This is a genomic window from Limosilactobacillus gastricus PS3, from assembly GCF_000247775.1.
Classification (GTDB): domain Bacteria; phylum Bacillota; class Bacilli; order Lactobacillales; family Lactobacillaceae; genus Limosilactobacillus; species Limosilactobacillus gastricus_A.
The window spans coordinates 1-12,792 of record NZ_AICN01000035.1; the positions used below are offsets into that span (position 1 = coordinate 1).

Sequence of the window (12,792 nt, forward strand, 5' to 3'; positions counted from 1 at the left end):
TTTTTATCAGCTAAAAGATCATGAATTAACCTATCTTTTCAGTTCTAAACAAATTTCTTATATTAATTTTAGCCAAAAATAGAAGCTCATTGCGAGCTTCTATTTTTTCTCTTTCGCCATTTCTAATAACTCTTGGGCATGTTCTAAAGCTAATTCAGTCACCGTCTCCCCAGCTAACGTCCGCGCCAATTCTTCAACCCGTTGTTGTTCGTTTAAAGTGCTAACGGTTGTAATCGTCCGTTGATCGTGAACTTCTTTTTGAATCAAAAAATGATGTTGCGCCACGGCCGCTACTTGCGGTAAATGAGTAATACATAAGACTTGCGAATGTTGGGCAATCAAGCGAATTTTATCAGCAATCGCTTGAGCCACTCGGCCACTGACCCCTGTATCAACTTCATCAAAGATGATACTAGTTACCCCTTCTGCTGAAGCAAACACTGTTTTTAAGGCTAACATTACCCGAGATAATTCGCCCCCCGAAGCAATTCTAGCTAAGGGTCCCATCGATTCTCCCTGGTTAGTTTGGATATAAAATTCGACTTCGTCAATCCCGGTTGCTAAAAATTGCCCTGCGGGAACCTGATCAAAATGCACCTTAAAAATGGCTTTTTCCATGTATAAGTCATGTAGTTGCTGATCAACTAATTGGGCTAACCGCTCCGCAGCTTGCTGACGTATTTGACTGAGCTTTTGCCCTAACTTGGTTAATTGCGTTGCTAAATGCGCAATCTGATCGTCTAAATCTTCATCAGAATGGGCAGCTTCTTCCATTGTTGATAATTCTTGGCTGATTTGATCATAATAAGTCAGGATATCATTGATTGTACTACCATACTTATGTTCTAAATTTCCAATTTGAGTGAGTCGATCATCAATTTCACTGAGGCGTCGTGGATCGTATTCCAGGGCATCCAATTGACGACTAGCTTGAGCAGCCACATCTTGCAGGGAGTAATAAGCCTCATCAAAAGTTTTACTTAGGTCTTGATAGTCCTGATCATAAGTGGCAATCGCCGCTAAATCTTGCAACGAAGCACCGAGTTGGTCTAAAACCGGCACTGGTTCACTTTCATTCAACATCCCAACAACCGTTTGTAGGGCATCATTAATTTGCTGAAAATGACTTAACCGTTCCCGTTCTTGTCTTAATTCTTCTTCCTCATTAGGTGATAAGTTAGCTTCCTCAATTTCATTGACCTGATAACGTAACATATCTAAACGTTGTGCCCACTGCTGTTCGTTCGCTTTTTTCGCTTTAATCCGTTCGGATAAATGCCGATATTGTTGATATAAAGTATGATATTGTTGCTTAATTTCATCAACTTCTTGTTGGGCGTATTGATCTAGCATTCCCAAATGTGATTCCGGTTGCATCAGCTGTTGATGTTCATTTTGTCCCTGAATATCAACCAGTCCCCGTCCAACTTGTTTTAAGATAGTCGTATTAACTAAAGTCCCATTTATTCGAATAGCATTACGACCATTTCGATGGATTTCTCGACTAATAATTAAGCCTGATTCATCATAGGGAATTCCTAGCTGATCGAGCTGGTCAAGCATTGCCGTATCAGTTGGTAAGGTAAATTGCCCCTGCAAACTAAGCTTTTCTGCGCCACGTCGAATGAATTCTTGCGATCCTCGTCCACCAGCTAACAGGCCGACCGCATCAATGATAATTGATTTACCAGCTCCTGTTTCCCCTGATAAAACTGTCATATGATCAGCAAAAGTAAGGGTTAAATGGTCAATGATGGCTAAATTGTCAATCGTTAACTCTTGAATCATACTACCACCTACCTACTATGCTAATTGAGCAATATACGTTTGCAATTCACGGGCGTCTTCTTCCGTATCACATACAACTAAGACCGTTGAATCATCGCCAATGGCGGTAAAAACATGTGGAAAATTACCCTGCCGAATTACCATGGCAACCATTGGTCCGTGCCCTGGAACCACCGAAATTGAGACATAATTATTTAATTGATCAACCTGCAAAACATCGGCACCATTGAGTATGGCTGAAGGGACTGTTAAATTACCGACATCATTTCGTCGATTATCTAGTCGATTAATTGGCATTTGATAATGGGCCACCCCATTTTCCCCAACTACCTTGATTAGTTTCATTTCTTTAATGTCACGTGAAATGGTGGCCTGAGTAACCACGACATTCATATCCAAAAAACACTGCACTAAATCTTCTTGACGAGTAATGTCTGCTTGTTCAATAAATTGTTGAATATATTGTTGGCGTTCGGATTTTTTCATCTACTCACCTTTACTCTTGTGTGTTTAGTTCTTGTTTGGCCATGGCTAGTACCTGGTCAATGTTAACAGCATTGCTAACGACTCCTGGCCGGTCGCTAAGTTTCAAATGCACTAAGAATTCGATATTGCCTTGCCCACCTTTAATGGGTGAAAAATCTAAATTTAAAACATCAAAATGTGCTTCATTAGCGTATCCAATCACTTGCTGGATCACTTGACGGTGAACTTTGGGATCCTTCACAATGCCATGTTTCCCTACTTTATCTTTACCGGCTTCAAATTGAGGCTTAATTAAGGCCACCACTTGCCCGTCTACTGGTAAAATTTCGGCCAGTGGTGGAAAAATTAATTGAAGCGAAATGAAGGAAACATCAATGGAACTGAATTTTGGTTGTCCAGCCGTAAAATCTTCTAACTTGCTATAGCGGAAATTAGTTTGTTCCATTACCACAACCCGTGGGTCTTCCCGTAATTGCCATACTAATTGATTCGTTCCAACATCTAAGGCATAACTCAATTTAGCCCCATTTTGGAGCATCACATCAGTGAAACCACCAGTGGAAGATCCAATATCGAGCACAATCTTATCTTTAACGGAAATCTCAAAAACTTGTAAAGCTTTAGCCAATTTTAAGCCCCCTCGACTAACATAGGGCATCTTTTTTCCCTTTAATCGAAAGGTAGTAGTTTCATCAATTTTTTGCCCTGGTTTATCGAGTCGTTCACTATTTTTTCCAAGGACTTCACCAGCCATTACTGCTCGTTTAGCTTGTTCTCGTGAGTCAAATAAGCCTTGGCAAACTAATAAGACATCGACACGTTCTTTTCCCATTCATTTTCCTTTCAATTATAATAAGCCAATAATTCGTCTAGCCTTGAAAAATCAGCTTGCGTTAAAGTGGTTAACCGTTCTTGACTGACTTTAGCTGCTGTTAAAACCTGCGATAACTTTTTTTCAGCGCCGGGTAAACCCAATAAAGCCGGATAGGAGTTTTTTCCACGCTCTGCATCTTTATGGGTAGCTTTACCTAAATCTGCTGACGTAGCTGTTACATCTAAAATATCATCATAAATCTGGAAAGCCAGTCCGTACAAGGCCCCAAAATTTGCTAATTCGGCAACTACTTCATCACCAACTTCAGCAATCACTCCACCAGCAACGGTGGCGTATTTTAGAAGCGCCCCAGTTTTTTGGGCATGAAGCTTTTGTAGTCGTTCAATTGATAAAGTCTTACCTGTAGACAAGATATCGCGAACTTGTCCCGCCACCATACCAACTGGACCCGCGGCTTTTGATAATTCTAAAGTTAAGCGCGCTTTAACATTGGCTGATAATTGATTATCCGTTAACCATTGAAATGCCAAAGTTAAAAGACCATCACCAGCTAGAATTGCGATCGCTTCACCAAATTGTTTATGACTCGTAGGCTTACCACGCCTTAAATCATCATTATCCATTGCTGGTAAATCATCATGAATTAATGAATATGTATGCAGTAATTCGAGGGCACAAGCTGCTCTTAAGACATCCGAATTCAGCTCCACGCCCAAAATCTGCGCTACCATTAACGTCATGGTCGGTCGGAGTCGTTTCCCGCCAGCATCCACAGAATAATTCATGGCTGCTGATAAAGTGGCTTCATCAATATCATCCGCTAAGTTCGTTAATAAGTACTGATTAACCTGCGCTTGTAATTCTGATAATGTTTGCATTTTTAACACCTAGAAAGGATTATCATCTGTTACCTGATCTTTACCAGTAAATTGTGATTGATAACCTTGATTTTGCACCCCATTATTACTGAGATCATCACCGGCATCTTCTGCTGGTTGTAATTCGCCGTTTTCATCAACTAATTTAGCCAAGGTTGCTTCGGCTTGGTTTAATTGTTGCTTTAAATTTTTCGCAATTTCCATCCCATCACTAAACTGCTTAATTGATTCATCTAGAGATAATTCACCTTGTTGTAAATCTTTAACAATATTTTGCAAGGAAGCTAATTGTTCCTCGAAGGTCGGTTGTTTCTTTTTTGCTGGCATTTATAAAACCTCATCTTCTTTATTCTTAATTTCCGCTAAAGCCTTTCCATTAGCAAAATGGAGTTCAACAGTTTGACCAAGTTCTAATTGATCCATCCCTGTAATGACAGTTTGTTGCTCATCAGTAACGTATGTATAGCCGCGTTTTAATAGGTTTAACGGGCTCAAGGAATCAAGTTGCTCAATTAAGGCATCCGTAACTTGCTCTAAACCTTTTAAGCGATAATTCTCTTCACTTATAAGCTGGCGGCTTATTGTCATTACTTGTTGATTTAAATTCTTTAGAGATTGTCTTTGACGATTTAGTTGAGCTTGATAAGCAAACCTTAATTGCTGGCTTGTATTTGTAAGTAATGCTTGTTTTGCACGAAGTTGCGATTGATATGCATGTATTAATTGTTGACTGACTTGTACTCGTAACAGATTTTGGCGTGCCAACTTTTTGGTTGGAGATTGACTAATCAATCGATCGCGCATTTGTTGATACTGACGTTCTTTTACTTGCAGCTCACTATTTAAAGATGTTGTTAACTGGTGAAGTAATTCGTCAACTTGTTGCATTGGCCGAGCTAATAAACGATCTGGCGTTTGCAGGATAGAATTATCGACTAAACTTGCTACATACCGTTTTAAATCTTGCAGCCGATTTTTCATTTGCCGATATAATTGAATTTGCAATTCGTCAACAGTCGCCACAACATCTGATAATTCCCATGCACTGGCGATTTCAGCCGCGGCCGTCGGGGTCGCAGCGCGAACGTCTGCCGCTAAGTCCGCAATTGTTGTATCTGTTTCATGACCAATCGAAGAAATCACTGGAATTGTCGAAGCAGCAATTGATCGACCAACCACTTCTTCATTAAACGGCCACAGATCCTCTAAAGAGCCACCTCCACGCGCAATGATTAAAGCATCATAACCGCCGTCTTGATTAACGTGTTCAATTTGAGTCGCAATCTCATTAGCCGCGGTTTCGCCTTGCACCCGCGTGGGATAAAAAATTAATTGAACTAATCGATTTCGCCGTCGCATGGTCGTGATAATATCATGCATCACCGCTCCATTGGGACTGGTAACGACCGCAATTTGCTTTGGAAAAGGCGGAATTGAACGATGGGGCCGATCAAATAGGCCTTCCGCTTTAAGCTTTTTATACATTTGTTCAAAAGCAATCTGTAAGGAACCCACTCCTGCAACTTCCATTTGTTCAGCATAAAACTGATAGCTTCCCGTCGGTTCATAGATACTAATCCGCCCCTGAAGCAAGACTTTCATACCATTTTCAGGCTGAAATTTTACCTTTTGAAAAGCACTCTTAAACATCACAATTCGTATTTTAGCCGGATTTGCGATCTTATCGTCATCATCTTTTAATGAAAAATATTGATGGCCCGATCGCTGACGAAAATCGGTTAATTGGCCGACCAATAAAACCTTTTGATTTAAATAAGGATCAACATCAAATTTGGTTTTAATATATTTAGTTATTTGGGCAACTGTTAAGCATTCTTGCTCATTGATCATCTCGAATACTCCACTCGGCTAAATCAACCGTTTGCGCCATCAGACTGGCAATGGTCATCGGACCTACACCGCCTGGTACTGGCGTTAACATTCCCGCTACTTCTTTGACCGAATCATAATCAACATCGCCAATTAGCTTGCCTTTTTCTGTCCGGTGAATCCCTACATCAATTACAATTGCCCCTGGTTTAACCAACTCACTGGTTACAGCTTGGGGTTGCCCAATCCCAACAATTAAAATATCAGCTTGTCTGGTAAAGGCTTCCGGGTCTTTGGTATGTCGATGAACCATCGTGACGGTAGCATCTCGATTAATCAAGAGTGCTTGCAAGGGCCGCCCCACCAAAATACTACGTCCCATGATTACCACGCGTTTACCTGCTAATTCAATTCCATAATGATCTAGCATTGTCATAATGCCCCGTGGAGTACACGAAACTGGATAATTCCCTGGTTCATTATTATAGAGACGTCCAACATTCATCGAATGAAACCCATCAACATCCTTATCCGGACGGATCGCTTGTACTAAAGCGTGTTCATCCAAATGTTTGGGCAATGGTGATTGAATCAGAATTCCATGAATCATAGGATCTTGATTATATTCTTGTAAGACTGCCATCACTTCTTCTTGCGTAGCCGTTGCTGGCAAATGCATTAATTGAGAATTCATCCCTAACCGCAATGCCATTTTATCCTTATTACGCGTATAAATAGCACTGGCTGGATCATCACCAACATAAATCACAGCAATTCCCGGAGTAATTCCCCGTTCTTTTAAAGTTGCAACCCGTTTAGCGGTCCGCTCATTTAGATTTTTTGCCACGGCTTTTCCATTGAGAATTTCCACTAGCTCGTCTCCTCTAATTCTAAATTCTGGTTTTAATTCTAACATAAAAACCGCCAATAAAGGCAGCCTTTATTCACGGTTTTTGTATATTTATTCACTTGTTTGATGATTAGTAATATTACCTAACACACCGTTTACAAAGCGTCGTGATTTATCATCACTAAAAGTTTTCGCTAATTGTAAGGCTTCATTAATTACCACTGGTGCTGGGGTTGATTGATCATATTCTAATTCGTAGATTGCTAACCGCAAAATGATCACATTAGGCCGGGCTACTCGAGCCAAGGTCCATCCCTTAGCTAAACTAGCACTAATTTTTTCGTCTAATTCATCCTGATGTGATAAAACCCCATCAACTAACTGTTGAGCAAATTCTGGAACGGGCTCCTTGGGATTCAAAGCCAAGACCTCTTGAAAAATTGGATACTGATCGATTTCCGGTGAAGCATCTAAAGCAAATAAAGTCTGAAAAGCTGCTTCCCGAAGTCGATGACGACTAAAGCTCACAATTAGGCACCTTCTTCTTCATCGTTAGCAAAGATATTATTCGGATCAACCTGCTGTTCTTGCTTTGGCATGACAATCCCTTGAACATGAACATTTACTTGTGAAACATGCAGATCGGTCATTAATTCAATCTGTTGACTAACCTTCGTTTGAATTTCGGTGGCGACCTTAGGAACAGATACCCCATAATTTAAATAAACATCAACGTCAATCACAAGATTTTCTGGATCATGCGCTAACTTAACCCCGCGGCGATGTCCGCCACCAGACAAGCCAATTAATGCTCCAACGTTGTTAGCAATTGATCCATGCATCTTGGAAACACCGTCAATTTCATTGGCTGCAATTCCAGCAATTATTTCTAAAACACTTGGTGAAATTTGAATATTTCCATCTTCATCCCGATTTAACACAATCGTTGATTCTTCAGGCATGATATTACCTCCTGCACAAAATTAATCCATATTTAATTGTGCCTTATCCATCTATAAATTGCAACTAAATCATGCATCAGGAGTAACGACAACTAAATCAGTTGGTGTTTTGGTGATAACCTCGACACCAGCATGACTAACAATCACATCATCTTCAATCCGAACCCCAAATTTACCTGGTAAATATATTCCCGGCTCAACTGTCAAAATTTCTTGATGACGTAATTTTAGTTTTTTCGTCTTGGGGCCATAACTAGCTGGAAATTCATGAACCGCCAGCCCAATTCCGTGACCCATTCCATGGTTAAAGTATTGTCCATAACCCGCTAGATCAATCAACGACCGGCCGGCCTGATCAGCCAAATTACCAGCCATGCCCGCTTTCATATGATCAATGACCGCTTGACGGGCTTGATTAACCAATTGATAAACTTTTTCAATCTCAGGAGTGGCCTGACCAATCACAAAGGTCCGCGTCATATCTGCAGTATAGTGATCTACAAAGTAACCGAAATCTAGTGTCACTACATCACCAACTTGAATTGGTCGATCTGAAACGGTGGCATGCGGCTTGGCACTATTAGGACCACTGGCTAAAATTGTCGGGAATGAGGCTTCGCTAGCACCATGTTGTTTCATAAAGGCATCGAGCTGGTCGGCCACTTTTTTTTCCGTCATCCCTGGTTTTATAATTGATAAAACGTACTGATATCCTAGGTCATGAACATGAGCACTTTGCCGTAATTTGTTTAGTTCTTCGGGATCCTTGATTCGCCGTAAGCGTTCAACAATCCGATCGCATGCTACCATGCCGACTGGCATTAGATCATCTAGGCTCTCATAATCGCGATAAGATAGCGTATTTTCAAAGCCAACAATTTCGACTTCTAGTTTTCCTACCAATTCCGCTAATTTACCGAAATAATCACGCGTTATTAAGCCCATTACTTGATCGTTCTCTAATTCATCGAGATAGGTTTCATAACGATCATCAGTAATAATAACGGCTAAGTCATTGGTTACAAACAAGAGTCCATCTCCAGCCATTAACTCAATCCCCGTCAAATAATAAATATTAGCAGGATCCATAATAATCAAAGAGTCAATATATTGTTTGACAAACTGTTTTCGTAATCGCTCAAGTCGTGTCATTTTAATCCCCCTTCATAAATTTAGACGATTCTAAAGTTTTTAAAGGACGAGCTGGGTTCCCAACCACGACCGTATTATCAGGAACATCATGGGTGACCACACTACCCGCACCAATAACCGCATTTTTGCCAATCGTAACACCCGGTAAGATAGTCACATTGGCACCAATCCAAGCATTTGCTTTAATGTGTACTGGTTCAATCGTTAAAATCTCCCGCTCATATAAGTCATGGTTATTAGTGATAATCGATACTCCCATTGCTAACTTTGCCCCATCTTCAATCGTAATTTTTCCAGCGGCCATACATTTAAAGTATGGATTAATGCTGACCCTATTACCGATTTTAAGATTAGCTGCCAAATTAATATAAATGGGTCCTTCAATAAAACAATGCTCACCTAATCCACTAGTGAATAATTCTCGCAATGTCGCTAAATATTCTGAACTCTGTGGTAATTGATGGTTGAGTTTAAACACTAACTCACGGGTTCGAGCGATTTCTGCCCGTCGCTCTGCTGGTTGATTCCTTAAATCTAATTGTTCTGTCATTTGCCAACCTCCCTTTATATTTTAGCACCCTTAATATTAAAAAACCGCTAAAGTCAGCGGATTAAACTACCATTAGGGGTGAATTAAAATAACTCTTTAATATAAAAACGATTCATTGTTTGATGAGCAGCTGCTTGGATCGGTTGCTCTAATAAATGAAAACCTGCCTTTTCATAGATATGAATGGCGGCGGTTAAATTGGAATGGGTTTCCAAATACAATTTTTGATAACCAGCTTTTATGACCGCTTCTTCAATATGATTAATTAACTGATATGACCATCCATGTCCTTTTGCCTCCGGAGCGAAATAAAGCTTTTGTAGTTCGGCAATTCCTTGATCCGGTAAATATTCACCAAATCCTGCTCCACCAACTACTTTTCCTTGATTTTCGACAACATAGTAATCTCGCTGCTGAGACTGTGCATAGTAATGAGCCAGATCATCTAATTCAGGATCAAAATAAGCCGTTCCGGGAATCGCTAGATCATGTTGAGCCAGTCCTTGTTGAATAATAATTTTAAGAGTCGGGTTATCAGCCGGTTGAATTAATCGAATGTTCATGAAAATCTCCTCACTTGCGCTTAGCTAATGGGTTAGTTGGAATGGATTGAATCAAAGTTGTTGCCACTATTAATAATGATCCTAGGGTGGTTGCAAATGTTAATCGGGTTCCTAATAGGGTCACCGCTAAAATAGTCGCCACTAAGGGCTCAAAGGCGGATAAAATTCCCGTCACAGATGGTGAAACATACCGAATACTTTGTACAAAAAGAGTATAGGCCAGGGCAGTTCCAAAAATAACAACATATGCAACCAATAGCCAGTCAAGAATATTTAATTGGGGGCCTGCTTCGATGAATAAGATTGGTGAAAGGATAATTCCGCCTATGAACATAGCCACTCCACACATGACACTGGCATCGTATTTTTGCATTAACTGTCGTGGTAATAAAGTATACAAGGCGGCAGCCACGGCAGACCATAAGCCCCAAGCTAATGCTTGATGAGTCAGCATCAGGCTATGAATATTACCACCGGTCACCAAATAAAAGGTCCCCACTAAGGCGAGACCAATTGAAATAAGATCAATCCGACGAGGCCATCGTTTTGTCACTATGGCCATCCATATAATAATAAGGATCGGTGAAAGATACTGTAAAACGGTTGCGGTTGGTGCGTTACTATATTTAACCGCGAAAAAATAAGAAAGTTGCGAGTTCGTAACCCCCAACAGAGCAAATAAAATTATTTTCCACCAACTGACATGATCATGCAAAATCATTACCAATTGCGATCGCTGCTTACCGACACTCCAAATTAATAACATTAAACCCGCAAACAACATCCGAATGGCAACAATCCACTCAGTTTTAAGATTGGTATCGGTAAATAAATATTGAACGGCCGCACCAGATCCTCCCCAAAGTGAGGCACCTGCAATCGCCAAGATGATCCCTTTTGTTTGTTTCGACATTTTTCTTCCCCAAAAGCTTTATTAATATTTACTTAGTATACGCACCATTATCAGTAGAAACAATGACCAAAAGAAAAACTCCGCTGATTTTCATCAACGAAGTCTTTCAATTTTTATTCAGCTACTGGGTATACAGATACCTTCCGCTTATCACGACCAAGGCGTTCGAACTTAACAACACCATCAGTCTTTGCAAATAAAGTATCATCACCACCACGACCAACATTAGTACCTGGATTGATATGGGTACCACGTTGACGGTAGATAATTGAACCAGCTGTCACGAATGAACCATCAGCAGCCTTCGTTCCTAAACGACGACCAGCTGAGTTACGACCGTTGGCAGTTGACCCACCCCCTTTGTGGTGAGAGAAGAATTGAAGATTCATAATCATAGGTATTCACCTCCAGAAATAGATTAGTCATTAAAAACTTTTACTTCAATATGATCTGAGTAGTTATCCTGAATATCAAGGATGCCATAAAAAAAGGTTTGCATGATAATTTGCGCATCATGACCCAAATCGATATCCTTAACCTCGAGATACCCTCCATTGTTTTGATCCTGGACAATTTCTGGTTGAGTATGAACAACTTGTTCTAACCCATTGACCGATGAGATCGCTAGGACCGATACCGCTGCACACACAATATCCTGACCATAAGGTCCTGCATCCGCATGTCCAGTCAGCTTAAATGAAATTACTCGTTGATCATCGGTTAACCAAAAAGTTGCCCGAATCATCCATGAACTCCATTAAGCATTGATTGCGTCAATCGTAACCTTAGTATATGGTTGACGGTGACCCTTCTTGTTATGGGTGTGCTTCTTTGGCTTGTACTTGAAAGTAACCACTTTCTTTTCCTTACCTTGCTTGTCAACAGTTCCTTCAACCGTAGCGCCATCTACGAATGGAGTACCGATCTTAGTATCGTCACCACCAACGAAGACAACTTTGTCAAAAGTAACTTTGTCACCCGCTTCAGCGTTAAGCTTTTCAACGTAAACAGCTTGTCCTGCTTCAACCTTGTATTGCTTTCCGCCTGTTACAATAATAGCGTACATTCTGTGCACCTCCTTAAATCTTAGACTCGCCGAACAAGTAGCGTAAAGCTTTGATCACTTGTTTTCGTGCGGTTGTAGATGTCAGTTCACAAATACAACATTAGTATGATACCAAAAACCAGCCCACTGGTCAATCATCCTAGCCAAAATTATCTGCTTAGTTAGTCAATGTTTTCCCTTTATAAAAGGTCTGCCAGCTATCATCGCCAACCTGAGCAACTAGCTGATCTAACCCATTTTCAATTACCTTAGCTAAATATGCGCCATTGTAAATCATTCCGGCTGATAGCCACTCATGAATGACATTCATAATCGCACCAGTCATTAAGGTTGCTTTAATGTTGACCAATAAATGTTCCAAGCCTACGGAATCATTTGCTCTTAGATGTTTCACAATTTCTTGTTTAAATCGATCTTCCAAGCATTGGTATAAACAATCATCACGTTGATCCGCTAATAAGGTCTGATAAACCAGGTGATCGTTTTGAATGTGGATTAAAGCTTCTTCGAAAGAAAAGTACCGCTGTTGATCATCATCCTCAATCATGCAAGCCTCAAACAAAGTATCAACAATCTGAATATTAATTGCATGTAAGAAATCATCACAATCATGATAATGCAAATAAAAGGTCCCCCTAGTGATATGGGCATGTTGAATCAATTTAGAAATTGTAATTTTTTTATGTTCTGCTTGTTTTAATTCAATTAGCGCATCCAACAATTTTCGCTTTGTCTTTAAAACCCGTAAATTTTTATTTGTCATTTAAAATTCCTCTCTTATTGACCTTCTAGGTATTCAGAATTGACATGACCACAGTTCCTTTTTATACTTAAAAGGATCGTTTGGGGCGATAGCTCAATCGGATAGAGCATCGGTCTTCTAAACCGAAGGTTGTGGGTTCGATTCCCACTCGCCTCA

The 12,792-nt window shown here is 40.3% G+C and carries 17 protein-coding genes, 1 tRNA gene and 1 other annotated feature; of the genes, 1 reads left to right on the forward strand and 17 read right to left on the reverse strand.

What is annotated here, in order from left to right; all coding sequences use genetic code 11:
• Positions 1-99: 99 nt before the first annotated feature.
• From recN to PS3_RS09810, 17 genes are all read right to left on the reverse strand, one after another.
• Positions 100-1,788 (reverse strand): DNA repair protein RecN, encoded by a 1,689-nt coding sequence (gene recN, locus PS3_RS04285; RefSeq protein ID WP_007122165.1) that lies wholly within the window; start codon positions 1,786-1,788, stop codon positions 100-102.
• Positions 1,789-1,803: 15 nt separating this feature from the next.
• A complete protein-coding gene (locus PS3_RS04290) occupies positions 1,804-2,274 on the reverse strand; it encodes an arginine repressor (protein WP_040468116.1) in 471 nt (156 codons plus the stop codon).
• Positions 2,275-2,284: 10 nt separating this feature from the next.
• Entirely contained in the window at positions 2,285-3,106 is an 822-nt protein-coding gene (locus PS3_RS04295) for a TlyA family RNA methyltransferase (protein ID WP_007122166.1), read from the reverse strand.
• Between the two features lie 11 nt (positions 3,107-3,117).
• Positions 3,118-3,987: a polyprenyl synthetase family protein gene (locus tag PS3_RS04300; RefSeq protein WP_007122167.1), complete on the reverse strand. Its 870-nt coding sequence runs from the start codon at positions 3,985-3,987 to the stop codon at positions 3,118-3,120.
• Between the two features lie 9 nt (positions 3,988-3,996).
• Entirely contained in the window at positions 3,997-4,314 is a 318-nt protein-coding gene (locus PS3_RS04305; RefSeq protein WP_040468117.1) for an exodeoxyribonuclease VII small subunit, read from the reverse strand.
• A complete protein-coding gene (xseA, locus tag PS3_RS04310; RefSeq protein ID WP_007122168.1) occupies positions 4,315-5,838 on the reverse strand; it encodes an exodeoxyribonuclease VII large subunit in 1,524 nt (507 codons plus the stop codon).
• Positions 5,828-6,733 (reverse strand): bifunctional methylenetetrahydrofolate dehydrogenase/methenyltetrahydrofolate cyclohydrolase FolD, encoded by a 906-nt coding sequence (gene folD / locus PS3_RS04315; protein ID WP_007122169.1) that lies wholly within the window; start codon positions 6,731-6,733, stop codon positions 5,828-5,830. Before folD ends, xseA begins: the two co-directional genes overlap by 11 nt.
• Positions 6,734-6,778: 45 nt before the next feature.
• Complete coding sequence (gene nusB, locus PS3_RS04320; protein ID WP_007122170.1) at positions 6,779-7,195, reverse strand: transcription antitermination factor NusB; 417 nt, start codon at positions 7,193-7,195, stop codon at positions 6,779-6,781.
• A gap of 2 nt (positions 7,196-7,197) precedes the next feature.
• The gene (locus tag PS3_RS04325; RefSeq protein ID WP_007122171.1) at positions 7,198-7,629 is read right to left on the reverse strand and encodes an Asp23/Gls24 family envelope stress response protein; all 432 of its coding nucleotides are present in this window, start codon (positions 7,627-7,629) and stop codon (positions 7,198-7,200) included.
• A gap of 69 nt (positions 7,630-7,698) precedes the next feature.
• The gene (locus tag PS3_RS04330; protein WP_007122172.1) at positions 7,699-8,781 is read right to left on the reverse strand and encodes a M24 family metallopeptidase; all 1,083 of its coding nucleotides are present in this window, start codon (positions 8,779-8,781) and stop codon (positions 7,699-7,701) included.
• 1 nt (position 8,782) lies between these two features.
• Complete coding sequence (locus PS3_RS10830; RefSeq protein WP_007122173.1) at positions 8,783-9,331, reverse strand: DapH/DapD/GlmU-related protein; 549 nt, start codon at positions 9,329-9,331, stop codon at positions 8,783-8,785.
• 83 nt (positions 9,332-9,414) lie between these two features.
• Positions 9,415-9,894, reverse strand: a complete 480-nt coding sequence (locus PS3_RS04340; RefSeq protein WP_040468119.1) for a GNAT family N-acetyltransferase — start codon at positions 9,892-9,894, stop codon at positions 9,415-9,417.
• A 10-nt stretch (positions 9,895-9,904) separates the two neighbouring features.
• Positions 9,905-10,807: a DMT family transporter gene (locus PS3_RS04345; RefSeq protein WP_007122174.1), complete on the reverse strand. Its 903-nt coding sequence runs from the start codon at positions 10,805-10,807 to the stop codon at positions 9,905-9,907.
• A 113-nt stretch (positions 10,808-10,920) separates the two neighbouring features.
• The gene (rpmA, locus tag PS3_RS04350) at positions 10,921-11,202 is read right to left on the reverse strand and encodes a 50S ribosomal protein L27 (RefSeq protein WP_007122175.1); all 282 of its coding nucleotides are present in this window, start codon (positions 11,200-11,202) and stop codon (positions 10,921-10,923) included.
• A 23-nt stretch (positions 11,203-11,225) separates the two neighbouring features.
• The gene (locus PS3_RS04355; protein WP_007122176.1) at positions 11,226-11,552 is read right to left on the reverse strand and encodes a ribosomal-processing cysteine protease Prp; all 327 of its coding nucleotides are present in this window, start codon (positions 11,550-11,552) and stop codon (positions 11,226-11,228) included.
• Positions 11,553-11,564: 12 nt separating this feature from the next.
• A complete protein-coding gene (gene rplU, locus PS3_RS04360; RefSeq protein ID WP_007122177.1) occupies positions 11,565-11,873 on the reverse strand; it encodes a 50S ribosomal protein L21 in 309 nt (102 codons plus the stop codon).
• Between the two features lie 12 nt (positions 11,874-11,885).
• Positions 11,886-11,957: a sequence feature (ribosomal protein L21 leader region), on the reverse strand.
• Between the two features lie 73 nt (positions 11,958-12,030).
• Positions 12,031-12,636, reverse strand: coding sequence for a TetR/AcrR family transcriptional regulator (locus PS3_RS09810; protein ID WP_050950828.1), 606 nt, complete (start codon positions 12,634-12,636; stop codon positions 12,031-12,033).
• 82 nt (positions 12,637-12,718) lie between these two features.
• On the opposite strand from PS3_RS09810, the gene PS3_RS04370 reads away from it, so the two are divergent.
• A tRNA-Arg gene (locus PS3_RS04370) sits at positions 12,719-12,792 on the forward strand.

Excerpts from the sequence above, each read along its gene's own strand:
- rpmA (WP_007122175.1), bottom strand. The coding sequence starts at position 11,202 with ATGATTATGAATCTTCAATTCTTCTCTCACCACAAAGGGGGTGGGTCA.
- PS3_RS04355 (WP_007122176.1), bottom strand. The coding sequence starts at position 11,552 with ATGATTCGGGCAACTTTTTGGTTAACCGATGATCAACGAGTAATTTCA.
- rplU (WP_007122177.1), bottom strand. The coding sequence starts at position 11,873 with ATGTACGCTATTATTGTAACAGGCGGAAAGCAATACAAGGTTGAAGCA.
- PS3_RS10830 (WP_007122173.1), bottom strand. The coding sequence starts at position 9,331 with ATGACAGAACAATTAGATTTAAGGAATCAACCAGCAGAGCGACGGGCA.
- PS3_RS04300 (WP_007122167.1), bottom strand. The coding sequence starts at position 3,987 with ATGCAAACATTATCAGAATTACAAGCGCAGGTTAATCAGTACTTATTA.
- PS3_RS04295 (WP_007122166.1), bottom strand. The coding sequence starts at position 3,106 with ATGGGAAAAGAACGTGTCGATGTCTTATTAGTTTGCCAAGGCTTATTT.
- PS3_RS04325 (WP_007122171.1), bottom strand. The coding sequence starts at position 7,629 with ATGCCTGAAGAATCAACGATTGTGTTAAATCGGGATGAAGATGGAAAT.
- PS3_RS04330 (WP_007122172.1), bottom strand. The coding sequence starts at position 8,781 with ATGACACGACTTGAGCGATTACGAAAACAGTTTGTCAAACAATATATT.
- PS3_RS04345 (WP_007122174.1), bottom strand. The coding sequence starts at position 10,807 with ATGTCGAAACAAACAAAAGGGATCATCTTGGCGATTGCAGGTGCCTCA.
- PS3_RS04305 (WP_040468117.1), bottom strand. The coding sequence starts at position 4,314 with ATGCCAGCAAAAAAGAAACAACCGACCTTCGAGGAACAATTAGCTTCC.
- PS3_RS04340 (WP_040468119.1), bottom strand. The coding sequence starts at position 9,894 with ATGAACATTCGATTAATTCAACCGGCTGATAACCCGACTCTTAAAATT.
- PS3_RS04290 (WP_040468116.1), bottom strand. The coding sequence starts at position 2,274 with ATGAAAAAATCCGAACGCCAACAATATATTCAACAATTTATTGAACAA.
- recN (WP_007122165.1), bottom strand. The coding sequence starts at position 1,788 with ATGATTCAAGAGTTAACGATTGACAATTTAGCCATCATTGACCATTTA.
- PS3_RS09810 (WP_050950828.1), bottom strand. The coding sequence starts at position 12,636 with ATGACAAATAAAAATTTACGGGTTTTAAAGACAAAGCGAAAATTGTTG.
- folD (WP_007122169.1), bottom strand. The coding sequence starts at position 6,733 with ATGTTAGAATTAAAACCAGAATTTAGAATTAGAGGAGACGAGCTAGTG.
- xseA (WP_007122168.1), bottom strand. The coding sequence starts at position 5,838 with ATGATCAATGAGCAAGAATGCTTAACAGTTGCCCAAATAACTAAATAT.